The sequence below is a fragment of the Burkholderia oklahomensis C6786 genome (genome assembly GCF_000959365.1).
Taxonomy (GTDB): Bacteria; Pseudomonadota; Gammaproteobacteria; order Burkholderiales; family Burkholderiaceae; genus Burkholderia; species Burkholderia oklahomensis.
Map to the genome: position 1 here is coordinate 818,446 of NZ_CP009556.1, position 23,553 is coordinate 841,998.

At 67.4% G+C, this 23,553-nt stretch carries 21 protein-coding genes; 7 read left to right on the forward strand and 14 right to left on the reverse strand.

Annotated features, from left to right (window positions below):
• Positions 1-230: 230 nt before the first annotated feature.
• The 8 genes from BG90_RS21590 to BG90_RS21625 all read right to left on the reverse strand — a co-directional run bounded on the left by BG90_RS21590 (position 231) and on the right by BG90_RS21625 (position 10,522).
• Positions 231-1,892 (reverse strand): AMP-binding protein, encoded by a 1,662-nt coding sequence (locus BG90_RS21590; protein WP_025990390.1) that lies wholly within the window; start codon positions 1,890-1,892, stop codon positions 231-233.
• A gap of 370 nt (positions 1,893-2,262) precedes the next feature.
• Positions 2,263-3,147, reverse strand: a complete 885-nt coding sequence (locus tag BG90_RS21595; RefSeq protein WP_010120658.1) for a beta-keto acid cleavage family enzyme — start codon at positions 3,145-3,147, stop codon at positions 2,263-2,265.
• Positions 3,148-3,181: 34 nt separating this feature from the next.
• Positions 3,182-5,188 (reverse strand): acetyl/propionyl/methylcrotonyl-CoA carboxylase subunit alpha, encoded by a 2,007-nt coding sequence (locus BG90_RS21600; protein WP_010120656.1) that lies wholly within the window; start codon positions 5,186-5,188, stop codon positions 3,182-3,184.
• Positions 5,185-6,027, reverse strand: a complete 843-nt coding sequence (locus BG90_RS21605) for an enoyl-CoA hydratase/isomerase family protein (protein WP_010110577.1) — start codon at positions 6,025-6,027, stop codon at positions 5,185-5,187. The genes BG90_RS21600 and BG90_RS21605 overlap by 4 nt, the downstream gene beginning before the upstream one ends.
• A gap of 6 nt (positions 6,028-6,033) precedes the next feature.
• Entirely contained in the window at positions 6,034-7,185 is a 1,152-nt protein-coding gene (locus BG90_RS21610) for an acyl-CoA dehydrogenase family protein (protein WP_010110576.1), read from the reverse strand.
• 12 nt (positions 7,186-7,197) lie between these two features.
• Entirely contained in the window at positions 7,198-8,814 is a 1,617-nt protein-coding gene (locus tag BG90_RS21615) for an acyl-CoA carboxylase subunit beta (RefSeq protein ID WP_010120636.1), read from the reverse strand.
• A gap of 1 nt (position 8,815) precedes the next feature.
• Entirely contained in the window at positions 8,816-9,676 is an 861-nt protein-coding gene (locus BG90_RS21620) for an SDR family oxidoreductase (protein ID WP_010110573.1), read from the reverse strand.
• Between the two features lie 12 nt (positions 9,677-9,688).
• On the reverse strand, positions 9,689-10,522 hold the full coding sequence (locus BG90_RS21625) for an SDR family oxidoreductase (RefSeq protein ID WP_010110572.1): 834 nt from the start codon (positions 10,520-10,522) through the stop codon (positions 9,689-9,691).
• Positions 10,523-10,665: 143 nt separating this feature from the next.
• Between BG90_RS21625 and BG90_RS21630 the strand changes: the two genes are divergently transcribed.
• From BG90_RS21630 to BG90_RS21645, 4 genes are all read left to right on the forward strand, one after another.
• Positions 10,666-11,838, forward strand: a complete 1,173-nt coding sequence (locus tag BG90_RS21630) for an acyl-CoA dehydrogenase family protein (RefSeq protein WP_010120634.1) — start codon at positions 10,666-10,668, stop codon at positions 11,836-11,838.
• 144 nt (positions 11,839-11,982) lie between these two features.
• Positions 11,983-12,648, forward strand: coding sequence for a TetR/AcrR family transcriptional regulator (locus BG90_RS21635; RefSeq protein WP_025990388.1), 666 nt, complete (start codon positions 11,983-11,985; stop codon positions 12,646-12,648).
• Positions 12,649-12,801: 153 nt separating this feature from the next.
• Entirely contained in the window at positions 12,802-13,080 is a 279-nt protein-coding gene (locus BG90_RS21640) for a hypothetical protein (RefSeq protein WP_124072361.1), read from the forward strand.
• A 33-nt stretch (positions 13,081-13,113) separates the two neighbouring features.
• Positions 13,114-14,685 (forward strand): xylulokinase, encoded by a 1,572-nt coding sequence (locus tag BG90_RS21645; RefSeq protein ID WP_010120632.1) that lies wholly within the window; start codon positions 13,114-13,116, stop codon positions 14,683-14,685.
• Positions 14,686-14,784: 99 nt separating this feature from the next.
• Here BG90_RS21645 and BG90_RS21650 read toward each other — a convergent pair whose 3' ends face one another.
• On the reverse strand, positions 14,785-15,690 hold the full coding sequence (locus tag BG90_RS21650) for a membrane protein (protein WP_025990386.1): 906 nt from the start codon (positions 15,688-15,690) through the stop codon (positions 14,785-14,787).
• A 183-nt stretch (positions 15,691-15,873) separates the two neighbouring features.
• Here BG90_RS21650 and BG90_RS21655 point away from each other — a divergent pair, with 183 nt between their 5' ends.
• Complete coding sequence (locus BG90_RS21655; RefSeq protein ID WP_010120628.1) at positions 15,874-17,295, forward strand: pyridoxal phosphate-dependent decarboxylase family protein; 1,422 nt, start codon at positions 15,874-15,876, stop codon at positions 17,293-17,295.
• A 29-nt stretch (positions 17,296-17,324) separates the two neighbouring features.
• Here BG90_RS21655 and BG90_RS21660 read toward each other — a convergent pair whose 3' ends face one another.
• From BG90_RS21660 to BG90_RS21670, 3 genes are all read right to left on the reverse strand, one after another.
• Complete coding sequence (locus BG90_RS21660; protein WP_010120627.1) at positions 17,325-17,753, reverse strand: GFA family protein; 429 nt, start codon at positions 17,751-17,753, stop codon at positions 17,325-17,327.
• A 219-nt stretch (positions 17,754-17,972) separates the two neighbouring features.
• On the reverse strand, positions 17,973-18,296 hold the full coding sequence (locus tag BG90_RS21665) for a TFIIB-type zinc ribbon-containing protein (protein ID WP_025990385.1): 324 nt from the start codon (positions 18,294-18,296) through the stop codon (positions 17,973-17,975).
• Positions 18,297-18,448: 152 nt separating this feature from the next.
• Positions 18,449-19,204, reverse strand: a complete 756-nt coding sequence (locus BG90_RS21670) for a TerC family protein (RefSeq protein ID WP_010120623.1) — start codon at positions 19,202-19,204, stop codon at positions 18,449-18,451.
• Positions 19,205-19,340: 136 nt separating this feature from the next.
• On the opposite strand from BG90_RS21670, the gene BG90_RS21675 reads away from it, so the two are divergent.
• Positions 19,341-20,225, forward strand: a complete 885-nt coding sequence (locus BG90_RS21675) for a LysR family transcriptional regulator (protein ID WP_025990384.1) — start codon at positions 19,341-19,343, stop codon at positions 20,223-20,225.
• A 28-nt stretch (positions 20,226-20,253) separates the two neighbouring features.
• On the opposite strand, the gene hpaC is transcribed toward BG90_RS21675, so the two are convergent.
• Positions 20,254-20,796: a 4-hydroxyphenylacetate 3-monooxygenase, reductase component gene (gene hpaC / locus BG90_RS21680; protein WP_010120619.1), complete on the reverse strand. Its 543-nt coding sequence runs from the start codon at positions 20,794-20,796 to the stop codon at positions 20,254-20,256.
• 364 nt (positions 20,797-21,160) lie between these two features.
• Between hpaC and BG90_RS21685 the strand changes: the two genes are divergently transcribed.
• Positions 21,161-21,793: a response regulator transcription factor gene (locus BG90_RS21685; RefSeq protein ID WP_010110558.1), complete on the forward strand. Its 633-nt coding sequence runs from the start codon at positions 21,161-21,163 to the stop codon at positions 21,791-21,793.
• Between the two features lie 66 nt (positions 21,794-21,859).
• Here BG90_RS21685 and BG90_RS21690 read toward each other — a convergent pair whose 3' ends face one another.
• Positions 21,860-23,335: an FAD-binding oxidoreductase gene (locus BG90_RS21690; RefSeq protein WP_038801637.1), complete on the reverse strand. Its 1,476-nt coding sequence runs from the start codon at positions 23,333-23,335 to the stop codon at positions 21,860-21,862.
• Positions 23,336-23,553 lie beyond the last annotated feature (218 nt).

Sequence of the window (23,553 nt, forward strand, 5' to 3'; positions counted from 1 at the left end):
TGAATTGATCAGATCGCGCTGAGACGCGCTCGGCGGGCCGCGGCGTACGCCGCCGTATTCGGATGGTCGAGCGCCTTTTGATCGGGTTTGAATCGACGGCGCGCGATGTCGGCGTGCCGTCGTCCGGCGCGGGGTGCCCGCTTTGCGTCGCTGGTCGTCGCGGAAAGAAGAAGGCGCGCCGCTCGGCGCGCCTTTTGTCATCGAGCGATGCCGTGGCGAAGCGGCGCCGGTCACGCCGCGTCGGACTCCCAGACGACCGCCGCCCCCCGCGCGTCCCACGCCTCGAGAAACGGCGCATACCGCTCTTCGACGCGATTCCTGCGCACCTTGAACGTCGGCGTCACGAATCCGCTCGTCTCGTTCCAGATCGAATCGACGACCACGACGAAGCGCAGCTTCTCGTGATCGTCGAGGCTCGCGTTGACGCGTTCGAGATGCTCGCCGAGCGACGTCGCGAGCGCCGCGCGCCGGCCGTTGCCGTCGAGCCGGCGGCCCTCGTCGGACAGCGACACGAGCGCGCACGGCTGCGACAGCCCCGCGCCGACGACACAGCACGCGTCGATGAACGGATGCGTCGTCAGCCGGTTCTCGATCGGCGACGGCGCGACGTACTTGCCCTTGCTCGTCTTGAAGATCTCCTTCACGCGCCCGGTGATCTTGAGGCGGCCGGCGTCGTCGAGCTCGCCCTTGTCGCCGCTGCGCACGAAGCCGTCCGGCGTGAAGAGCGCGGCAGTCAGGTCCGGGCGCTTGTAATAGCCGATCGTGTTGCCCGGCGAGCGGATCTCGATCTCGCCGGAGTCGGCGAGGCGGCTCTCGACGCCGCGCACCGGCGTGCCGACGTAGCCGGGCCGCATGTCGTGCCGCCGGCACGAATGCGACACGCCGCAGACTTCGCTCATCCCGTAGCCTTCGAGCAGCTCGAGCCCGAGATCGCGATACCAGGTCAGCAGCGCGGGCTCGATCGCCGCGGCCGCGCTCGCGGCGAGGCGGACCTGATCGAGGCCGAGCTGCTGCAGGATCATCGGCTTCATCGCATCGGGAATCGGGCCGGGCGGCAGGCGGCTCGCGACCGCGTGCCGGAACTTCGCCCAGAGCCGCGGCACCGAGATGAAGAACGTCGGCCGCGCGCGCTGCAGATCGGCGATGAACGTATCGAGCGATTCGCTGAAGTGAACGGTGAACCCGGTGCGCACCGACAGCATCTCGACGTAGCCGCGCTCCGCGACGTGCGACAGCGGCAGGTACGAGATCATCCGGTCGTCGGGCCCGAGCGCGATCAGGTCGAAGACCGGCTCGACGCACCATGCGAGCGCGCCGAACGTCAGCATCACGCCCTTCGGATCGCCCGTCGTGCCCGACGTGTAGACGATCGTCGCGAGTTCGTCGGCGGCGCGCGTCACGTGGTCCGCGAGCGGTGCGGTGTCGCGGACGATGTCGTCCCATCGCGCGCCGTCGAATGGCGCGCCGGACAGATACGGCAGGCCGATGCATCGCACGTGCGACGGCACGCCCGCGCGGATCTGCTCCCATGCATCGAGCTTGCCGACGAACAGCGCCGCCGCTTCGCTGTGCGTCAGGACTTGCCGGATCGATTCGGCGCCGAGCGTCGGATAGAGCGGCACCGATACATGGCCGCTCAGCCAGATCGCGAAATCGGCGAGGATCCAGTGCGCGCAGTTCTTCGACAGGATCGCGATGTTCGAGCCGCGCGGCAGGTCGAGCGCGCGCAGGTGCGCGGCGATGCGGCGCGCTTCGTCGACCGCCTCGCGCCACGTGAAGCGGCGGACTTCGCCGCCGCCTGTCGGCTGGACGAGCCAGATGTCGTCGGCGCGCGCGCGTTCCCAATGCTGAAGCCGTTCGAGCGGCAGGTTGTCCGGGGCGATCGAGGTCAATGTCGTCTCCTGGCGAGCGCCGGGCGCGCGCGGCGGCCGCGGTCTCGGTTCGTTGTGATGCGGCGGCCCGGTGCATTCGAACAGCGCCGACGTGCGCCGGTTTCGTCGGTTCGGAACGGCGTCGACGGCCTCCCGAAAATCCTCACCTTTCGTGCTCGACGCGCAGTGCGTGATGCGCGATGCATGCGCACGCATCGCGTTTCCACGCGCAGACCAAGCGCGGACGCATAGGCTTGCGTTGCAGCGGATGCAAGTCTCGCGCTCGCTACCGCGTCGCTACAACCTCCGCAGTGTCCGCGGTACGCCGGCCGCACACGCGGCCGATGCTGCCATTGCGATCAAGCATCCATCCGATCGCGTTTCCACCCGATCAGGCATGCGACGCCGCGTCGGCGCGCGTGCCGAGCATCCGCCGCGCTTCCTGCGGCGACGCGATCTCCCGCCCGGCTTCGCGCGCGACCGTCGCGATCGCATCGACGAGCTGCGCGTTCGACGTCGCGCGCGCGCCGTCCGGCAGATAGAACGTGTCTTCGAGACCGGTCCGCAATTGTCCGCCGAGCTCGGCCGTGCGCCGATGCAGCGCCCAGATGTTCGCGCGGCCGATCGCCGTGACTTGCCACGTCGAGTCCGGACGCAGCAGCCGGATCAGGATCGGCAGCAGCTCGGGGTCGGCGGGCATCCCCGACTCGACGCCCATCACGAAGTTGTAGTTCGCGCGTCCCGCGAACAATCCGGCGCGCGCATACATGTCGATGCAGCGGACGATGCCGGTGTCGAAGCACTCGAACTCGGGCACCGCGCCCGTCTCGGCCATCGTCTTCAGGAACGACGCGACCTTGTCGACCGGATTGTCGAACAGCATCGGCGGCCATGCCCATGCGCCGTCGGCCTTCACCTTCAGATAGTTGAGCGAGCCCGCATTGCATGCGGCGATCTCCGGGCGGATCGACCGGATGCACGCGAGCGGGCCGTCGACGTTCGGCCCGACGATGCCCGTCGACTGATTGAAGATCACGCCCGGGCACGCGTCGCGGATCGCCTGCGCGATCTCGGCCGCGAGCCGCGGGTCCCACGACGGCAGGTGCCCCTTGTCCGGCTCCTGGCGGCGGAAGTGCACGTGCATGCACGATGCGCCGGCGTCGTACGCGCCTTTCGCTTCGCGCGCCATCTGCTCGGGCGTGACGGGCACGTTGAACTGCTTCGGGTCCGTGAAGATGCCGTTCAGCGCGCACGTGATGACGACCGGTTTGCTCATCGAAAAATCTCCTTGTGTCGGATGCCGGCCGCGTTCAGCCGGCTTGCGGCTCGAGTTGCGCGAGCACCTGGCCGGGCGCGACCTGCTCGCCCGCGCGCGTGCCGAGCGACGCGACTCTCCCCGCGAACGGCGCGGTGATCGCGTGCTCCATCTTCATCGCTTCGAGCACCATGACGGTTTGCCCGGCCGTGACCGTCGCGCCTTCGTCGATGTCGACCGCGATCACGCGGCCGTTCATCGGCGCGCGCAGCACGCCGTCGCTGTCGGCGGCGTCGGCGCTCGCGTTGCCTTCGCGGTTGTGGATCGCGAACGCGTAATCGATGCCGTCGAGTTGCAGCCACAGGCGGCCGTGCGCGATCGCGAAGCAGTAGTCGAGCGTGCGGCCGTCGAGCGCGACCGACGACGATGTGCATGGATGCGCGGGCGGCGCGCCTTCGAGCGCGAGCGGCGAGCGGCCGTGCGCGTGCACGACGACGCTTCGCCGATCGATCGTCACGCTGCCGCGCCGCGCATCGGGATGATCGCCGCCGGAGCCCGCCCATGACAGCCGGTACGGCACCGGCAGCGGCGCGCCGTTGCGCCAGCCGCGCCACGCGAGCGGCGTCGCGTCGGCGCGGTCGACGGCGGCGACCGACAACCATGCGGCGACGGCCCACGCGGCGTCCGTCGGCGCGAAGCGGCGGCTGTCGTTGCCGGGGAAATGCTGCGCGACGAACGCGGTCGACACGGTGCGACCGTCGACGAACGACGGATGCCTGAGCACGCGCGCGAGAAACGCGCGGTTGCTCGGCACGCCGAGCAGCACCGTGTCGTCGAGCGCGCTCGCGAGCCGGTCGATCGCTTCCGCGCGCGAGCCGCCATGCGCGATCAGCTTGCCGAGCATCGAGTCGTAGAACGGGCTGATCGAGACGCCGTCGGCGAGCGCGTGGTCGCAGCGCACATGACGGCCCGGCCGCCACATCAGCACGTCGCCCGTGCGCGGCAGGAAATCGTCGGCGGGATCTTCCGCGCAGAGACGCACCTCGATCGCGTGGCCGTCGAGCCGGACGTGCTGCTGCGCGAGCGGCAACGCTTCATCGCGCGCGACGCGCAGCTGCCATTCGACGAGATCCTGTCCCGTGATCAGCTCGGTCACCGGATGCTCGACCTGCAGCCGCGTGTTCATCTCCATGAAGTAGAACTGCCCGTCTCGATCGAGCAGGAACTCGACGGTGCCCGCGCCGACGTAGCCGATCTCGCGTGCAGCCGCCACGGCCGTCGCGCCGAGCCGCGCGCGCAATGCGGCGTCGACCGCGGGCGACGGCGCTTCCTCGACGATCTTCTGATGGCGGCGCTGCACCGAGCAGTCGCGCTCGCCGAGATGAACGACGTGGCCGTGCGCGTCGGCGAATATCTGCACTTCGACGTGGCGCGGCTCGATCACCGCGCGCTCGACGATCATCCGGCCGTCGCCGAACGCTTTCTGCGCTTCGGACACCGCGAGCTTCAGCGCGGCGGGCAGCGCGTCGCGCGTGTCGACGCGGCGCATTCCGCGCCCGCCGCCGCCCGCCGATGCCTTCAGCATCACCGGAAAGCCGATTCGTTCGGCCTCCGCAAGAATGCGCGCTTCGTTCTGATCGTCGCCGTCGTAGCCGGGCACGACGGGGATGCCGGCCGCGGCCATCCGGCGGCGCGCGCGCGCCTTGTCGCCCATCGCGTCGATCGCGTCGGCGCGCGGGCCGACGAACACGAGGCCCGCATCGGCGACGCGCCGTGCGAACGCCGCGTTCTCGGACAGGAAGCCGTAGCCCGGATGGATCGCCTGCGCGCCGCTCTTCAATGCGGCGTCGATCAGCTTGTCGATCGACAGGTACGATTCGGCGGGCGTCGTGCCGCCGATCGACACCGCCGCGTCGCATGCGCCGACGTGCGGGCTGCGCGCGTCCGCGTCCGAGTAAACCGCGACGGTCGCGATGCCGAGCCGCCGCGCGGTGCGCGCGACGCGCACCGCGATCTCGCCGCGATTCGCAATCAGGAGCCGGGTGAAGCGGCGCTCGCTCATGGCATCTCCGGCAGCGTCGGCGCGTCGCTCGCCCAGTACGGCGCGCGCTTGTCGGTCAACGCGGCGAGCCCTTCGACGGCGGCGCCCGAGCGCAGCGCGGCGGCGAATTCGTCCGCGGCCGCGTCGAGGACGGCGCCGCGCTCGCGGCGCAGCGCATCGGCGACGATCCGCTTCGTCGCGCGCAGCGCGGCCGGTTCGCACGCAAGCACGCGCGCGAGCTCGCTGCGCAGCAGCGGATCGATGCCGTCGGCGCTCGCGGTTTCGTCGACGAGGCCCGCATGCAGCGCGTCGGCGGCGGACAGCCTGCGGCCTGTCAGCATCAGCCAGCGGCCGCGCACCGCGCCCGCGCGTGCGACGATGAACGGCGCGATCTGCGCGGGCGGCAGTCCGAGCGACGTCTCCGGCATCGACAGATGCGCATCGTCCGCCATCAGCACGCGGTCGCACGCGGCGGCGAGCCCGCAGCCGCCGCCCATCGCCGCGCCTTCGATCACGGCGAGCGTCGGCATCGGCAGCGCCGCGAGCTTGTCGAGCAGCGCGCCGAAGCGGCGGTTCGACGCCGCGATCGGATCGATCTCGCCGGCGGGCGCCGGCTCGCGCATCATCGCCTTGAAGCCGCCGAAGTCGCCGCCCGCGCAGAACACGCCGCCCGCGCCGCGCAGCACGAACGCGCGCACGCCGTCATCGGCGGCGACGCGCTCGCATTCGGCGTCGAGCGCCGCGACGAGATCGTCGGTCAGTGCGTTGCGCCTGGCCGGCCGGTTCAGCGTCGCGAACACGATGCCGTCCGCCTGCGCGACGTGCAGCGGCGCGAGCGTCGGGGAAGTCGTCTGGGTCATCGCGCGTCACTCCCGCGGCAGCGTGCCGAGCTTCTTGCAGATGATGCCGAGCATCACTTCATCGGCGCCGCCGCCGATCGAGAACAAGCGCGTGTCGCGATAGGTCCGCGAGATGCTCGATTCCCACGCGAAGCCCATGCCGCCCCAGAATTGCAGGCAGCTATCGGTGACTTCGCGCGCGAGGCGTCCCGCCTTCAGCTTCGCCATCGACGCGAGCGTCGTCACGTCGCCGCCTTGCACGTACAGCTCGGTCGCGCGATAGGTGAGCGCGCGCAGCGCCTCGACTTCGGTCTTCAGCTCGGCGAGCCGATAGTGAACGACCTGGTGATCGAGCACGGGCCGCCCGAAGATCTTGCGCTGACGCGTGTAGTCGATCGTTTCGTCGATCGAACGATCGAGCACGACGAGCGCGGCCGCCGCGCCGTAGAGCCGCTCTTCCTGGAATTGCAGCATCTGGTACGTGAAGCCCTGGCCTTCCTCGCCGATCAGATTGCGGCGCGGCACGCGGACGTCGTCGAAGAAGATCTGCGCGGTGTCCGACGAATGCATGCCGATCTTGCGGATCTTCTTCTCGATGTGCACGCCCTTCGATTTCAGCGGCACGACGATCAGCGACTTGTTCCGATGCGGCGGGCCGTCCGACGTGTTCGCGAGGCAGCACATCCAGTCCGCCTGCGTGCCGTTCGTGATCCAGAGCTTCGTGCCGCTGATCACGTAGTCGTCGCCGTCCTTGCGCGCGGCCGTGCGGATCGACGCGACGTCGGAGCCCGCGCCCGGCTCGGATACGCCGATGCACGACACCTGCTCGCCCGCGATCGCGGGCGCGAGGTACTCGCCGCGCAATGCATCGGAGCCGAAGCGCGCGAGCGCGGGCGTCGCCATGTTGGTCTGCACGCCGATCGCGAGCGGCACGCCGCCCGCCGCGCACACGCCGAGCGCCTCGGCCATCACGAGTTCGTAGCTGTAGTCGAGCTCGCCGCCGCCGAACGCGGCGGGCTTGCTCAGGCCGAGCATGCCGAGCGCGCCGAGCTTCTTGAACACGTCGTGCGCGGGAAAGATGCCGGCTTCCTCCCATTCGTCGACGTGCGGATTGACCTCCTGCTCGATGAAGCGCTTGACGGTGCGCGCGATGGCGGCGTGTTCTTCGGTGAAGTGCATGATGTCTCCGGATCAGGGGCGGGCGACGCCGAACGTGAGCGGCCGGACGGTCTTGCCCCGGCCGTCGCGGCACACGGCGAGCGTCATCGCGATCACGCGGCGCGTGTCGCGCGGATCGATGACGCCGTCGTCGAGCATGCGGCCCGACGTATAGAACGCGTGGGTCTGGCGCTCGAAGTTCGCGACGATCTTCTCGCGCAGCGCGTCGATGCGCGCGCGGTCCGGCTCGACGCCTTTCGCGCGCGCCGTGCCTTCCATCACGATCGCCATCGTGAGCGCGGCCTGCTCCGCGCCCATCACCGCGGTGCGCGCGTTGGGCCACGAGAACACGAACGCCGGATCGAAGCCGCGGCCGCACATCCCGTAATTGCCGGCGCCGAACGATGCGCCGCACAGGATCGTGATTTGCGGGACGGTCGCGTTCGATACCGCCTGGATCATCTTCGCGCCGTGCTTGATCATCCCCGCGCGTTCGGACGCCTTGCCGACGATGAAGCCCGTCGTGTTCTGCAGATAGACGAGCGCCACGTCGCTCTGGCAGCACGCCTGGATGAAGTGCGTCGCCTTCGTCGCGCCGGCCGGATCGAGCGGGCCGTTGTTCGTCACGATGCCGACGGGCATGCCGTGGATGCGCGCGTGCACGCAGATGGTGGCCGGTCCGTACGATGGTTGGAACGCCAGAAAATCCGATGCGTCGACGAGCCGCGCGATCACCTCGCGCATGTCGACGGGCTTCTTGCCGTCGCGCGGCAGGATGCCGAGCAGTCCTTGCGGATCGAGCGCGGGCTCCCCGCCGACGGGCAGCGCGGCTTCGCGCTCGCGCCAGCCGAGCTTGTCGACGAGCTCGCGCAGAATCCGGATGCCGTCGGCGTCGTCGTCCGCGACGTATTCGGCGAGCCCCGACACGCTCGCGTGCATCGTCGCGCCGCCGAGCTCCTCGTCGGTCGCGATCTCGCCCGTCGCGGCCCTCAGGAGCGGCGGGCCGGCGAGGAACGCCTTCGCGCGGTCGCGGACCATCACGACGTAGTCGGACAGCCCCGGCATGTACGCGCCGCCCGCGGTCGACGAGCCGTGCACGAGCGTGAGCACCGGGATGCCCGCCGCGGACAGCTTCGCGAGCTGGAAGAAATGACGGCCGCCGTGGATGAATTCCTCGACGCGGTATTGCATCAGGTTCGCGCCCGCCGATTCGACGAGATGCACGAACGGCAGCCGGTTGTCGAGCGCGATCCGTTGCAGCCGCTGGAATTTCTCGAGGCCCATCGGCTGCAGCGCGCCCGCGTCGATGCCCGAATCGGCGACGACGATCATGCAGCGCGTGCCGCTCACGTAGCCGATGCCGCCGATGAGCCCCGCGCCCGGCACCGACTTGTCCGGATCGCTTTCGCCGACGAGATAGCCGGCGAGCGACGCGAGCTCGAGGAATGGCGCGCCGGCGTCGACGAGCAGCGCGAGCCGCTCGCGCGGCAGCAACTGCCCGCGCTTCTCGAAGCGCGGACCGGCCTTCGCCGATTCGTCCGCGGCGCGCGCGTGCAGCGCCTGCAATTGCGCGATCTGCGCGAGCATGTGGTCCGCGTTGTCGCGGAACGCGGCGCTTGCCGTGTCGAGGCGGGAATCGAAGATCGGCATGTCAGCGCTTGAAGAGTTCGGGCGCGATCGCGCGATGGAAGCCGTCGAACGGCGCGTTCGCATCGGCGGGCTGCATCGGGAAATGGCGGCGCGCGTTCGGTGCGCCGCCGTCGACGCGCAGGCACGCGCCGCTGATGAACGATGCGGCGTCCGACAGCAGGAACGCGATCGCCGCCGACACTTCGGCTTCGTTGCCGATGCGGCCGAGCGGCACCATCTTCGGCAGCGCGCGCAACATCGGCTTGACCGCATCCGGATAGGTGTCCATGCCGCTCGACGCGATCCAGCCGGGCGCGACCGCGTTCACGCGAACGGGCGCCCATTCGGCGGCGGCCGTTTCCGTGAAGTTCAGCATGCCGGCGCGCGCGGCGCCGCTGTGGCCCATGCCGGTCATCCCGTGCCACATGTCGGCGATGATGTTGACGATCGCGCCCGTCTTGCGCGGCTTCATCGATTGCACGTAGCACTCGCGCGCGACGAGAAAGCCGCCGAGCAGATTCGTGTTGAGCACTGCCTGCCAGCCTTTCGCGCTGATCTGCTCGAGCGGCGCGGGGAACTGGCCGCCCGCGTTGTTGACGAGCAGATCGACGCGGCCGTGCCGCTCGACGATCTGCGCGACCGCTTGCCGCACGCCGTCTTCGTCGCGGATGTCGCATGCGATCGTGTCCGTGCGCCCGCCGTCTTCGTGGATTTCGGCCGACACGTTCGCGAGCTTGTCGGCGTTGCGTCCGAGCAGCACGACGTGCGCGCCGAGCGACGCGAGCTCATGCGCGCAGCAGCGGCCGATGCCGCTGCCGCCGCCGGTGACGAGCGCGATCTTGCCGTCGAAGCTGCCCGCGCGAAGTTGTGAGCGATATCCCATGTGAATTTTCCGTCAGTCGAGAAACAGATCGTTCGGAAACGTCGTGGTGCCCGGCACGACCGCGTAGCGCGACAGGTCGGTGACGCCTGCGTCGGCGAGCACCTGTTCGTCGATGAGGAAGCGCCCCGTGTGCGTGCGCGCGTCGAGCGACAGCACGTGCGCGGCCGCGTCGGCGACGATCTCGGGCGTGCGGCAGATCGCGGGGGCAATGCCGGGAATCATCTGGAGCGCCGTCGTGCGGATCACCGTGCGCGGCCACAGCGCGTTGACCGCGATGCCGTGCGTGCGGAATTCCTCCGCGTGGCCGAGCACGCACAGGCTCATCCCGTATTTCGCGATCGTGTATGCGACGTGCGGCGCGAACCACTTCGGATCGAGATTCGGCGGCGGCGACAGCGTCAGCACGTGCGGGTTGCCGCCGCGCTGCGCGGACTGCTTCAGATAGGGCAGCGCCGCTTGCGTGCACGCGAACGTGCCGCGAACGTTGACGTCGAACATCAGGTCGAAGCGCTTCATCGGCGTGTTCGGCGTGTCGGTCAGGCTGATCGCGCTCGCGTTGTTGACGAGCGCATCGATGCCGCCGAAACGCTCGGCGGCGCGCGCGAACGCATCGGCGATCTGCGCCTCGTCGCGGATGTCGACCTGAAGCGGCAGGCATGCGCCGCCCGCCGCCTCGATCTCGGCCGCCGCGCTGTAGATCGTGCCGGGCAGCTTCGGATTCGCTTCCGCGGTCTTCGCGGCGATGACGACGTTCGCGCCGAGGCTCGCCACTCGCTTGCCGATCGCAAGCCCGATGCCGCGCGAAGCGCCGGTGATGAAAACGGTTTTTCCTTGCAGTGTGTTCATCGGGTGTCCCGAATGTCGCCGTTGCAATGTGCGCACATCGTAGCGCCGCGAATTTAATAAATCAATCAGTTGATTTATTTTGTCCGCATTCCTAGAATCGGCACGTATGCGGCCGGTTCCCGGCGCACCGACAGGAGACACCGATGCAGCGCGCGATCCCGAACCCGGCGTACTACCGACCGGAACATATCGAATTTCAGGATACGCTGCGCCGGTTCGTCGCGCAGGAGATCGCGCCGTACGTGAACGACTGGGACGAGGCGGGCGAGTTTCCGCGCGAACTGTACGAGAAGGCGGCGCGCATCGGCCTCATCGGCATCGGCTTTCCGGACGCTTACGGCGGCGTCGAGGACGTCGACATGTTTCATCGGCTGATCTGCTCGATCGAACTCGCGCGCTGCGGCGCGGGCGGCGTCGTCAGCTCGCTGATGTCGCACACGATCGGCGCGCCGCCGATCGTGCATGCGGGCAGCGACGAACTGAAGGCGCGCGTGCTGCCCGGCATTCTCGCGGGCCGCAAGATCTCGGCGCTCGCGATCACCGAGCCGGGCGGCGGCTCGGACGTCGCCGCGCTGCGCACGCGCGCGGTGCGCGACGGCGGCCATTACGTCGTGAGCGGCGCGAAAGTGTTCATCACGTCGGGCATCCGCGCCGACTACTACACGGTCGCGGTGCGCACCGATCCAAGCGCGCAGGGCGCGAAGGGTCTGTCGCTGCTGCTCGTCGAAGGCGACACGCCGGGCTTGTCGAAGACGCCGCTCGAGAAGATGGGCTGGTGGGCGTCCGATACCGCGCATCTGCGTTTCGACGATTGCCGCGTGCCGGCCGCGAATCTGATCGGCGCGGAAGGCGGCGGCTTTCCGCTCGTCATGCAGAACTTCAATCTCGAGCGCTTCAGCCTTGCCGCGTCGGCGCTCGGCTTCGCGGAAGTCTGCTACGAAGACGCGCTCGACTGGGCGCGGCAGCGCCGGACCTTCGGGCAGCGCATCGCCGATCACCAGGTGATCCGGCACAAGCTCGTCGACATGGCGATGCGCATCGATGCGACGCGCGCGTGGCTCGAACAATGCGCATGGCAGATCGATCATCTCGACAAGCGCGCGCCGACGCTCGTCGCGTCGATCTGCATGCTGAAGAATTTCGCGACGCAGACGATGCAGTTCTGCGCGGACGCCGCCGTGCAGATTCTGGGCGGCATGGGCTACATGCGCGGCACGCGGCCCGAGCGCATCTATCGCGAAGTGAAGGTCAACATGATCGGCGGCGGCGCGGAGGAAATCTTGAAGGATCTCGCGGCGCGGCAGCTCGAATATTAGGGCGGGGCGCTCGGGGAACGGGCGGCGCATGCGGGCGGATCGGCTTTCCAAGCGTTTGAAACTCGCCGATAATCGTTCGAATTTCCGGCTTCGCGGCGGCTTTGCGGCGGCGAATGCCGGTTCGAAACATCGCATTGTGATTCTATGAGCGCCATACCCCAGGCCACGCGCAAACGCGGGCGTCCCGTGAAGGGCGAGAGCGCGACGCTGCGCGACGAGCTGATCCTCAAGTCCGCGAAGCTGTTCCGCACGCAGGGATACGAACGAACGACGGTTCGCGACATCGCCGCGGCGGCGGGCGTGCAGGCGGGAAGCTGGTTCTACTACTTCAAGACGAAACAGGACATTCTCGTCGCGGTGATGGAGCAGGGGATGTTGAACGCGCTTGCGCGGATCGAGGCGCTCGACGTCGAGAACCAACCCGCGCGCGACGCGTTCCGCGCGCTCGTGCATACGCACCTGAAGACGCTGGTGTCTCCGGATCACGATTTCATTCCGGTGCTGCTGTACGAGTGGAAGTCGCTCGACGAAGCGATGCAGGCGAAGGTGCTGAAGCTGAAGGACCGCTACGAGGCGGTGTGGGACGGCGTGATCGAGCGCTTGCAGGCCGCCGGCGAGTGGCCCGCGCCGACGCCGATCGATCGGCTGCTGATGTTCGGCGCGCTGAACTGGGTCGCGCAATGGTACAAGCCGGACGGGCCGCTCGGCTTCGACGCGCTCGCCGATTATGCGGTGCAGTTCCTGTTGCGGCACGAGACGGCGCGGCCGCCCGCAGCGAAGAGGAAGCGGGAGGAAGGTCGCTCGACGTGATGGCGTGTCGCATCGGTTGATCGAGCGTCGCCTCGATCGACGGCCGCCGCGCGGCACGTATTGTTTCGAACGCGGCCATTTCAACGCGGCTTCTCGTTCAATCGGCTATTTCGACTGCGCGCTCCGGCGAACGCGCAGTGGCTCGATCGTCCGATGATTCCCTTGCGTGCATGGCCAGTCGCGCCATCATCGTTTTCCGTTTTTCACTCGACCGCGCGTCCGGTCGATCGAACCGGATCGTTCCATTGCCATTGGCTTTCGTCGCTGCATTCCGATGCGGTCGGCGCGATCCGCCGCGCGGATTTCCGGCTACCCGGCCTGCTCGACGCGCTGTTCGTCTCGCGAGTCTCCGTTCCAAATCCTCCATTCAGCTTCGGCCGTCGCGCAAAGCATCACGCCGGCGCGCCGGTTCGCCTATTCTTCAGACGTTAAGCGCGGCATCCCATCCGCCACGACGGAGGCGTCATGACGAAGACGGAACCTTGCGTGCTTGCGATCGATCTCGGGACGAGCGGCCCCAAGGCCGCCGTCGTGTCGCTCGACGGGCGAGTCGTCGCGGCGGCGCGCGCGGCCGTCGCGACGCTGCATGCGCCGGGCGGTGGCGCGGAACAGGACCCGCTCGAAGTCTGGCGCGCGGTCAGGCATGCGTGCAGCCTCGCGCTGCATGCGTCGGGCGTCGCGCCGCGCAGCGTGCTTGCGGTCGCATGCAGCAGCCAGTATTCGTCGATCGTGCCGATCGGCGCCGACGGCGCGCCCGTCGCGAACATGATGCTCTGGCTCGACCGGCGCGGCGCGCCGCACGCGATGCGCGACATGGCGAATTATCCGAAGCGGGCCGATTCGCTGCTTCGGCAATGGCACTGGCTGCGCGTGCATGGGCTGCCGCCTGTCGAAGGCGGGATTTCGCTCACGCACATGCGCTATCTGAAGTACGCGAAGCCCGACGTCTACGCGCGCACCGCGACGTTTCTCGAGCCGATGGACTATCTGAATCTGCGCTTCACGGGGCGCGCGTGCGCGAATCAGTGCACGGCGTTCATGTCGCTCGCGATCGACAACCGCAACCTGAACGCGACGCGCTACGATCCGCGGCTCGTCCATTACTCGCGCATCGACGCCGGCAAGCTGCCCGAGCTGCTGCCGGTCGACGCGATCGTCGGCCGCGTGCTGCCCGGCGTCGCGGACGAACTCGGCTTGCCGCGCGATACGCCGGTGGTCGCCGGGCTGAACGACACGCAAGCGGGCGGCATGGGCGCGCGCGCGTTCGCGGGCGAGCACGCGGCGCTGTCGATCGGCAGTTCGAGCGTGATGATCGCGCACGTGCGCTTCAAGCGAACCGACATCCGTCACGCGATTCTCAGCATGCCGAGTCCCGTGCCGGACACGTATTTCGTGATGGCGGAAAACGGCGTCGGCGGCGCGGCGTTGAAGCACTTCATCGAGCAGCAGGTCTACGCGGACGATCCGTTCGGCGCGCTGCCGCGCGACGATTGCTTCGCACGCCTGCAAACGGCGATCGACGCGACGCCGCCCGGCAGCGGCGGCGTGATGTTCATGCCATGGCTTGCCGGATCGCTCGCGCCGTACGCGGATGCGTCGATGCGCGGCGGCTTCGTCAACGTCGGGCTCGACGCGACGCGCAGCCATCTCGCGCGCGCGGTGCTCGAAGGCGTCGCGATGAATCTGCGCTGGCTGCGCGGCCCCGTCGAAGCGTTCGCGAAACGGCGCTTCTCGCACTTCGTGTTCTATGGCGGCGGCGCGGAATCGGATGCGTGGTCGCAGATCGTCGCGGACGTGTTGAACGCGCCGGTTCATCGGGTCGAGCAGCCGCAATACACGACGTGCGTCGGGACCGCGCTACTCGCGTTCCAGCGGCTCGGCTTGCTCGATTTCGACGAGTTCGGCGCACGCGTGCGGATTCGCAGCATCCATGAGCCGAATCGCGTGAACGCGGCGATCTACGCGGAGATGTCGGCGCAATTCGTCGAGGCGTTCAAGCGCAATCGGCCGATTTTCCATGCATTGCAGCGCGCTTAGGCAAACGAACCAATCGGCCGGCGGCGCGGCCCGTCGCCTGCGGCGCGCATGGCCGCTTCGCCGGCGGCGCGCGGCCGCCGATGCGCGATCGGACGTCGTTCAGCCGGGTGCGTAGCACACGAGCCAGTCCTTGACGTAATAGCACTTCCAGCTCGCGTTGATCGGCAGATTGAGCGAAGGAGGCGGCGGCGTGCCCGGCTTCGGCTTCGGATCGTTCGGGCCGCTGGCGCGGCTCGATTGATCGACGGACACCGGATACGGCACGTTCGCGAGAATGCCGCTGTATTGCTTGCCGAGCACGAATCCGACGGGCGTCAACAGCATGTAGGCGCCCGGATTGCCCGACGTTCCCGTCGACCAGACGGCCTGCCCCTTGTTGTAGACGACGAGATTGCCGTCGGGCTGCATCGCGACGCTGTCCGACGCGAAGCTCTTGTTCCACAGGTAATAGGTGACGTTGTTGAAGATCTGCAGCGACTGACGCCCGTTGAGCACCGGAAAATTCATGCCGAACGAATAGCCGACGACCGTACTGACCGCGCCGTCGTTCGGCGTGATGTGTGCGAACGGCCACACGAACGACGGGTAGCCGCCTTGAGGCGGATAGATCGCGACGACGCCGAAATCCTCGACGACCGCATACGAGCCCGGGGTCGGCGCGGGACCGGAATACCAGTTGCTCCAGACGACGTCGTTCCCGGAATAGAACACGAGCCTGCCGTCGGTCTGCATGACGAGCCGATCGCCTTTGCCCACGTAGAGCGCGCCTTCCGGCTTCGTGCCGAAGAGTTGCGACGCCGAGCTCGCGCCCCACGCCCGCGTCGGGAACTTGTAGTGGAAATAGAGTTTGCCGGTGGCCGCGTCGATGCCGAATGCGAAATTGCCGTTGTTCGACATCACGTATTGCCCGGCGACCAATGTGCCGCCCGACGGAATGATTGCTCCCGCCATTGCCGATATCGATGAAAACAGCATCAACAAGAAAGCCAATGCGTATTTTTTCATGACATGTCCCGATTGTTATTAGGATGTAAGTCGAAGAATAGCGTGATTGAATCGAACGTCCAGAAAATTTTTAAGCTGTTAATTAGGCAGCCTTAATTCGAACGGCAATGCGTGAGCCTGGAAAATTCGATCGGCATCGGCGAGTTTTCGCATGTCGATGCCGGCATCGCACAGGAGGACGTCATGGATCTCGAAGAAGGCATCAAGCAGCTTTATCCGTACGCCGCCGAATTCGGCGCGATGCATGGATTTCCGGAACACGGGATGCCGCGCGAGCGGCTGCTCGAGCAGCTGCGATCGATGGCCGTGCGTGAAGACCGCAAATGGGAGAACGGCCGCTGCTCGGGCACGATGTATTGCGGCGATCACGAACATTATGCGTTCCTGAACGAAGCGTACGGACTATTCAGTCACGTCAACGCGCTGCAGCGCGACCTGTGTCCGAGCATGAACCGGATGGAAAGCGAGATCGTCGCGATGACGGTCGCGCTGTTGCACGGCGAGGCGGTGACCGAGCACGACGCCGCGCATCGCGCATGCGGCGTGCTGAGCCTCGGCGGCACGGAGAGCATTCTGAATGCGACGCTCGCCTATCGCGAGAAAGCGCGCGCCGAGCGCGGGATCGTGCGGCCGCGGATGATCTGGCCCGCGTCCGCGCATCCGGCGTTTCGCAAGGCCGCCCATCTGTTCGGCTTCGACGTGATCGTCGCGCCGATCGATTCGCAGACGATGCGGGTCGATGTCGATTTCGTACGCGATGCGATCGACGCCGACACCGTGATGATCGTCGGCTCGGCGTGCAATTATCCGTACGGGACGATCGATCCGATCGCCGCGCTGTCGGACGTCGCGATCGACAAGCACGTGTGGCTGCACGTCGACGGCTGTCTCGGCGGCTGGATCCTGCCTTGGGGCGAAGCGCTTGGTTATCCTGACATTCCGGCTTTCGATTTCCGCTTGCCGGGCGTCACGTCGATCTCGGCCGACACGCACAAATACGGCTACGGACCGAAGGGCGGCTCGGTGCTCGCGTGGCGCGACGCGAGCTTTCGCCGCCATCAGTACTACCTGATGACCGACTGGGCGGGCGGCGTGTACGGCTCGCCCGGCCTGTCCGGCAGCCGCTCGGGCGGCCTGATCGCCGCGACGTGGGCGGCGCTGCGCAGCCTCGGGCGCGAAGGGTATCTGGCCCGCGCGCAGCCGATATTCGACACGGCGTTCGACATGCAGGCCGCCGTTCTTGCGATCCCGGAGCTGCGCGTGCTCGGCAAGCCGACGTTCTGCTTCGCATTCACGTCGGATGCGTTCGACATCTATCACGTGAACGACTGCATGCGGCGGCACGGCTGGCGCTTCAACGGGCTCCAGCATCCGGACGCGCTGCACCTGTGCGTGACCGGACCGCAGACGCAGCCGGGCGTCGTCGAGCGGTTTCGGGACGATCTCGGCGAAGCGGCCGAATATGCGAGACGCCACGCGAATGCGCGTCCGAAGTCGAGCGGCGTGTACGGCGGCGATTCGGCCGGGCTCGATTTGCGCGACGACGCTCAGGCGAGGGCGTTCTTCACGCAGGTGCTCGATCTGTTTACCGATTGCCCGCTCTAGATCAGGTCGCGCCGCGCGTCATGCGTCGTTCACGCGTCGTCGGTCGGCCCATCCCAGCCGTCGAGATATTTCGGCAGATCGTCGCGTACGTCGACGATCCGATGCCGATAAAACAGATGCATCGTCGGCCGCAGGCTGTCGGGCAGCTCGCCGCCCGCGGCGCGCGCGACGATCGCATTCGGCACGACGCGCATCCCGAGCCGGTTCGTGCCGAACATGGTCTCGCCGCATGCGGGGCAGAACGCGCGCGATAGTTGCCGGGTCGGATGCGCGAACGTCGCGATGACGCCTTCGACGACGGCGACCTGCTCGGCCGGCCACGCGGTCGCCGACAGCATCGACGCGCCGTAGAAATCCCGGCACGGCGAACAGTGGCAGTTGGCGCGTGCGGCCGGTTCGCCCGTCAGCTTCACGGCGACGGCGCCACACAGACATCGAATGGAACGCGTTGCGGTCATTTCGTCTCCAGCGGTGAGGGGGCGGTATAAGGCAGGGGCTTGTGCGCTTCGCTGTGAAGGACGCCCGAACGCCTATCGCGTGCGTTCGTCGCGGATTGGATCGCGTGGAGAAGGATCGCGCGAAGAGCGGACGGGACGGCGCCGGCGGCGCATCGCTGCGTCGCCGGCATCGTCCGCTCGACATCACCCGCTCGAAACACGCCGATACCGACGCCAGCCTCAGTCGAAATCGAACATATCGAACAGCGATTTCTTCTTCCGATACCCGCCGTGCTGCGACCGGTAATGCTCGTCGCGCTTGTGGCCGTCGTGTCGCCAGCGATCGCGACCGTCATGCTCGCCGCGCGCGGGCGGCGCGTCGCGGCCGACATCGCGCGCCGAATCGCGCCGTCGCTCATTCGCGTCGTCATCGGCCCGGGCGATCAGCTTGTCGAGTTCGCCGCGATCGAGCCATACGCCGCGGCACGTCGGGCAGTAGTCGATCTCGATCGATTGCCGTTCGGTCATCAGCAGATCGGGCGTCACGCAAACAGGGCATTTCATCGTTCCACTCCTTTCGAGGGCGCGCGGACGAGCCGCGCTTCGTTTCCCGTCGCGACCCGGCCGAACCGGGGCGCGCGACGTTTCGCATCGCGCGGCCCGAACGAGCCGAACCGCGCAACCGTTCACATCACATCGCATCGCGCCGCGGCGCGTCACTCCGCGGCGATTCGCTTCGCATGTTTCGCCTTCGCGCGCCGCGCCAGCATGTTCATCCCTTCGACGAACGCGGAGAACGCCATCGCCGCATAGATGTAGCCCTTCGGCACGTGCGAGCCGAAGCCTTCCGCGATCAGCGTCATGCCGATCACCATCAGGAAGCTCAGCGCGAGCATCACGATCGTCGGATTGCGGTCGATGAAGCGCGACAGCGGACCGGCCGCGAACAGCATCGCCGTGACGGCCGCGATCACCGCGACGAACATGATCGGGATGTGGGTCGTCATGCCGACCGCGGTGACGATGCTGTCGATCGAGAACACGATGTCGAGCACGAGGATCTGGCTGACGGCGGCCCACATCGTCAGGCCGACGGCGTTCGTCGAGCCGGCTTCGTGCGCGCCGTCACGCGACACGTGGTGGTGCATCTCCTTCGTCGCTTTCCAGACGAGGAACAGGCCGCCCGAAATCAGGATCAGATCGCGCCACGAGAACGCATGGTCGAACAGCGTGAACACCGGTTCGGTGAGCCGCGCGATCCACGCGACCGTGCCGAGCAGCGCGAGACGGAGAATCAGCGCGAGGCCGATGCCGAGGCGCTGCGTGCGCGCGCGCTGCGCTTCCGGCAGCTTGTTGCTCAGGATCGAGATGAAGATCAGGTTGTCGATGCCGAGCACGATTTCCATCGCGACGAGCGTCACGAGCGCGGCCCAGACGGCGGGATCGGCGGCGAGGGTCAGCAGGTAGTCCATGATTGTTGTCGGATCGGGTCGTCAATCGAATGTCGAAGCCATGATGATCGGCGTTTTCGTGTTTCGTAAAAACCAGTAGAAATCTGATTTATAGTTCGGTTTTTACGAAGTTTCGATGACAACGCAAGAGGGCGCGATGCTGAACTTTCGCCATCTGTATTACTTCTGGGTCGTCGTGAAGGAAGGCGGCTTCGCCCGCGCGGCCGAGCGGCTCGACATGGCGGTGCAGACGATCAGCGCGCAGGTGCGCGAGCTGGAAAAATCGATCGGGCACCAGTTGCTGAAGCCGGCAGGGCGCGGCGTGACGATGACGGACGCGGGGCAGGCCGCGTTCGCGCGCGCCGAGGAGATTTTCCGGATCGGGCAGCTCATCGAGGACGAGGTGCGCGAAGCGGCGCGCGGCGAGGGGGCGCGGCTCGCGGTCGGGCTCACCGACGGCATCTCGAAGCTCACCGCGCACGCGGTGCTCGAGCCCGCGCTCGCGGCGCCGTCGCTGCGGCTGCTTTGTCACGACGGCGAGTACGAGGAGCTGCTCGCCGAGCTCGCGCTGCATCGCCTCGATCTCGTGCTCGCGGGCGAGCCGGCGCCGCGCCGCGCGAACCTGCGGCTCGCGAGCGAGCGGATCGTTGCGTCGCCCGTCGACTGGCACGGGCCGACGGCGATCGTGTCGCCGGCGGCGCGCGGCCGCTTTCCGCAGTGCCTGGCCGACTTGCCGGTGCTGCTGCCGACCGCGCATGCGGCGCTGCGCTCGCGGCTCGACCGCTGGTTCGACGCGCACGGCATTCGGCCGCGGATCGTCGGCGAGTTCGAGGACAGCGCGCTGATGGCCGTGTTCGCCGCGCGCGGCCTCGGCGTGTTTCCGCTGAGCGAGCCGGGCGCGGGCGACGTCGCGCTGCTGCGCGGGTTGCGGCGGCTCGGGCGCGCGGAAGGCGTGACGGAGGAGATCTATGCGATCCGGTCGCATCGCGGGCAGCATCATCCGCTGGTGGCGCAGGTGCTGGCCGCGGCGGAGCGGGGCTGAGCCGCACGCGCTCGCCGGAGCCGCGGCGTCAGCCTGCCGGCCGCGCGACGCGATGAAACGAGCGGCCGAAATAGATGAGGCCGTCGCCGTCGTCGCGCACGCGGATGGCGGTCGCTTCGACGAACATCACCGCATGCGAGCCGACCTCCTTCGATTCGACGATCACGCCCTGCAGGCTCGCGAGCGCGTCGCGCAGCACCGGCACGCCGTGCGCGCCTTCGTCCCATAAAGGCAGGCTGAAGCGCGCGTCCATCGGCAGGCCGGTGAAGCCCGCGAAATGGCGCGCGAGCAGTTCGTGCTCGCTCGGCAGCACGTTGACGCACACGTTGCGATTGCGCGCGAACGCCGCGTGCATCGCACTCGACCGGTTGACGCAGACGAGAACCGTCGGCGGCGCGTCCGTCACCGAGCACACGGCGCTCGCGGTGATGCCGCAACGGCCGTGCGGCCCCGCGGTGGTCACGATGTTCACCGCCGCGCCGAGATGCGCCATCGCCTGACGGAACTGCCGGCGCGCGTCGTCGGCGTCGATGGCGGCGCTTACTGCCGGTGCGTTCGAAAGGCCTGACATGTTGTCTCCTGCGATGGATGGGCGAAGCGGAAAACGTCGAAGCGCGGATCTCGTTGCGATCGTTCGCCGGCCGGATGAACGAAGCGTACGGCACGCCGCATCGGAAGAAAATTCGCGCGATTGACACGCGCGCTGGCGTTGCCGCCACGTGCGCTAAAGATTTCACCTAGTCGCGCGGGGATTGTCGGCAAGCACGTCCGTATCGGCGAAGCAAGGGGTTTTCATCAAGAATTGCGCTGGTTATGATGTGTTTCGTCGAGAACGTTGACGGTCGTCACGGTCGTCGCGAAACACACGAAACACACGGAAGACGCTGCACCGCGCGCAGTCGATACCCGTCCCCTTTCCGCGCACAGAGGCAGTCATGACATCACCCGCTCCGATCGTATATATCGTCGACGACGACAGCGGGATGCGCACATCGTTGTCGTGGCTGCTCGAATCGGTCGGCGCGAAGTCGGAGGGCTTTGCGAGCGCGGCCGATTTCCTCGCGCACTTCGATCCCGACGTTCCCGCGTGCCTCGTGCTCGACGTGCGCATGCCCGAAAGCAGCGGCTTCGACGTGCAGGCCGAGCTCAACGCGCGCGGCGCGACGCTGCCGATCATCTTCGTCAGCGGGCACGGCGACATTCCGATGTCGGTGCGCGCGCTGCAGAACGGCGCGATCGATTTCGTCGAGAAGCCGTACAACTCGCAGCAGATGCTCGAGCGCGTGCAGCGTGCGATAAAGCTCGCGACGCAGCGCCATGCGGCCGACTGCAGGCGGCGCGAGCTGCGCCGGCGCATCGATGCGCTGACGGCGCGCGAGAAGGAGGTGCTGCGCGGCGTCGTCGACGGCAAGGGCAGCAAGCAGATCGCGTCCGATCTGTCGATCAGCGTGAAGACGGTCGACGTGCATCGCGCGAGCATCAAGGAAAAGCTCGGCGCGACGTCGATCGCGGCGCTCGTGCGCGACGTGATCGGCGTGTGGGACGCCGCCGCGCCGCCGCGCCGCTGAGCGGGCCGTCGGCCGCGTTCGCGCGATGCCGGCAGCCGCCGCGCGGCCGGCCGGCGATGCGCATCGTCACGTCGACGACGGCCGCTCGAGCGGGATGCTCAAGTCGTGTCTGAACAGGTTCTCCGGGTCGTATCGATTCTTGATCGAGATGAGACGATCCAGATTCTTGCCGTAGTAGCTGTCGAACAGATTGCGGCCGTGCGCCCATTCGTCCAGATCGTCGTCGCCGATATAGCCGCCGACCGTGAAGGGATGGAACAGTTCGTAGCACTCGTCGAGCCAGGCCAGACGGTTGACGCCTTGTTTGGCGGCGACGGATGCGGCCCGCAGGCTTTTTCCTTCGCTTTCGATCCAGACCGACATGCCCATCAGGAGCGGGCAACCGCGCGCCTTGATCGACGCGCTTTCGGCGTCGGATGCGTTGTGCCTGGGGTCGAGGCTCAGAATCTGAAAGCGCGCCCCGCGCTTGTTCTGCCTCGCGGCGATGTCGGCGAGCCGTTCGATCGCCTCGTCGGGCAGCCCGTCCTTCATGAAGCCGGCCTTGATCTTCATGAATCGCAAATGCTCGTCCCGCTCGCGCCGGATCTTGGTCAAGTCGTCGTACCACGGCGCGGAAGTCTGGGTGAGGCCGATGTTCTTGACGATGTCGATGTAGTCGATCTTCAGGATCTCGATCTTGTCGGAATCGTCGAATTCGGTTTCGATCTCCCGGATCAGCGCGGCGAGCTCGTCGCTGTTGCGCGCGACGATCGTTCCGGTGATTTCGAGAAATCCCTGCCAGCCGACGATCATCGTCGTGAAATTCTCTTTGGATTGCAGACTGAAGTTCTGCATTCTCTTGAACACGGCGGGAAAGTCGATCTTGTCGAGCGCGTAGTCGAACGTGAATTTCGCCGCGTGCGCGGGCGCGTCGCTCAGCCGGAAGCGGTAGCGGGTGACGATGCCGAACGATCCCGTGCCCGATCCCTTGAGCGCCCACAGCAGATCGGCATGTTGCGACGCGTTCGCCACGACGACGGTTCCGTCGGCGAGAACCACTTCGGCTTCGATGATCCGGTCGGTCATGTTGCCGTAGCCCTTCGCGAACATGCCGTATCCGCCGCAACTTGCCTGGCCTCCGATGCCGACACTGACGCAGATGCCGGTCGGCAGCATTTTCCTGCCTTGATCCCAGGCTTGCTGGGCGACATGGCCAAGCAGCGCGCCCGTTTCCACGACCGCTTCGTTTTTCGCGGAATCGATGTGGACCGACCGCATGTTGACGAGATCGACGACGAGCCCGCCGCCGTCGATGCCGCCGAGGCTAGTGCCTTCGAACGAATGGCCGCCGCTTCGGGCGTTGATCTTGCGGATGCCGTATGCGTTGGCGAGCTTCACGATCTCCGACACTTGCCGCGTGTCGTTTGGCTGGACGACGCAGGCCGGCTCGAATTGCGTCATGATGTTCCAGGAAGCGCTCAACGCCGCGAAATCGTCGTCGCCGGGTTTCGAAACGACGATTGCCGGGTAAGCGGATTTCACGGCATGGTAGAAGTGGGTCATCGTGCCCTCGCTTGCATTGATGAGTTCGGGAATGCGCCGACCGGTTCGACGGGCGGTTGCGTATCCGTCGCGAATGATCGTTTGATGGCGCGATTTCATTGTGCGATGCGGGGCGGCCGGCCGAAAGACGGGCGACTGCCATATGCGGCGGCGTTATCTTCCGGCATGCTGAAGATTTTCCCTAGAACGGCGCGTGCATATGGCAATCGGGCACGGGC

Bases quoted from the DNA above. Each gene is read 5' to 3' on its own strand.
- BG90_RS21625 (WP_010110572.1), bottom strand. From the start codon at position 10,522: ATGAACACACTGCAAGGAAAAACCGTTTTCATCACCGGCGCTTCGCGC.
- BG90_RS21600 (WP_010120656.1), bottom strand. From the start codon at position 5,188: ATGAGCGAGCGCCGCTTCACCCGGCTCCTGATTGCGAATCGCGGCGAG.
- BG90_RS21675 (WP_025990384.1), top strand. From the start codon at position 19,341: ATGCTGAACTTTCGCCATCTGTATTACTTCTGGGTCGTCGTGAAGGAA.
- BG90_RS21620 (WP_010110573.1), bottom strand. From the start codon at position 9,676: ATGGGATATCGCTCACAACTTCGCGCGGGCAGCTTCGACGGCAAGATC.
- BG90_RS21660 (WP_010120627.1), bottom strand. From the start codon at position 17,753: ATGACCGCAACGCGTTCCATTCGATGTCTGTGTGGCGCCGTCGCCGTG.
- BG90_RS21640 (WP_124072361.1), top strand. From the start codon at position 12,802: ATGATTCCCTTGCGTGCATGGCCAGTCGCGCCATCATCGTTTTCCGTT.
- BG90_RS21665 (WP_025990385.1), bottom strand. From the start codon at position 18,296: ATGAAATGCCCTGTTTGCGTGACGCCCGATCTGCTGATGACCGAACGG.
- BG90_RS21650 (WP_025990386.1), bottom strand. From the start codon at position 15,690: ATGAAAAAATACGCATTGGCTTTCTTGTTGATGCTGTTTTCATCGATA.
- BG90_RS21645 (WP_010120632.1), top strand. From the start codon at position 13,114: ATGACGAAGACGGAACCTTGCGTGCTTGCGATCGATCTCGGGACGAGC.
- BG90_RS21630 (WP_010120634.1), top strand. From the start codon at position 10,666: ATGCAGCGCGCGATCCCGAACCCGGCGTACTACCGACCGGAACATATC.
- BG90_RS21670 (WP_010120623.1), bottom strand. From the start codon at position 19,204: ATGGACTACCTGCTGACCCTCGCCGCCGATCCCGCCGTCTGGGCCGCG.
- BG90_RS21595 (WP_010120658.1), bottom strand. From the start codon at position 3,147: ATGAGCAAACCGGTCGTCATCACGTGCGCGCTGAACGGCATCTTCACG.
- BG90_RS21690 (WP_038801637.1), bottom strand. From the start codon at position 23,335: ATGACCCACTTCTACCATGCCGTGAAATCCGCTTACCCGGCAATCGTC.
- BG90_RS21610 (WP_010110576.1), bottom strand. From the start codon at position 7,185: ATGCACTTCACCGAAGAACACGCCGCCATCGCGCGCACCGTCAAGCGC.
- BG90_RS21605 (WP_010110577.1), bottom strand. From the start codon at position 6,027: ATGACCCAGACGACTTCCCCGACGCTCGCGCCGCTGCACGTCGCGCAG.
- BG90_RS21655 (WP_010120628.1), top strand. From the start codon at position 15,874: ATGGATCTCGAAGAAGGCATCAAGCAGCTTTATCCGTACGCCGCCGAA.
- BG90_RS21615 (WP_010120636.1), bottom strand. From the start codon at position 8,814: ATGCCGATCTTCGATTCCCGCCTCGACACGGCAAGCGCCGCGTTCCGC.
- BG90_RS21685 (WP_010110558.1), top strand. From the start codon at position 21,161: ATGACATCACCCGCTCCGATCGTATATATCGTCGACGACGACAGCGGG.
- BG90_RS21635 (WP_025990388.1), top strand. From the start codon at position 11,983: ATGAGCGCCATACCCCAGGCCACGCGCAAACGCGGGCGTCCCGTGAAG.
- hpaC (WP_010120619.1), bottom strand. From the start codon at position 20,796: ATGTCAGGCCTTTCGAACGCACCGGCAGTAAGCGCCGCCATCGACGCC.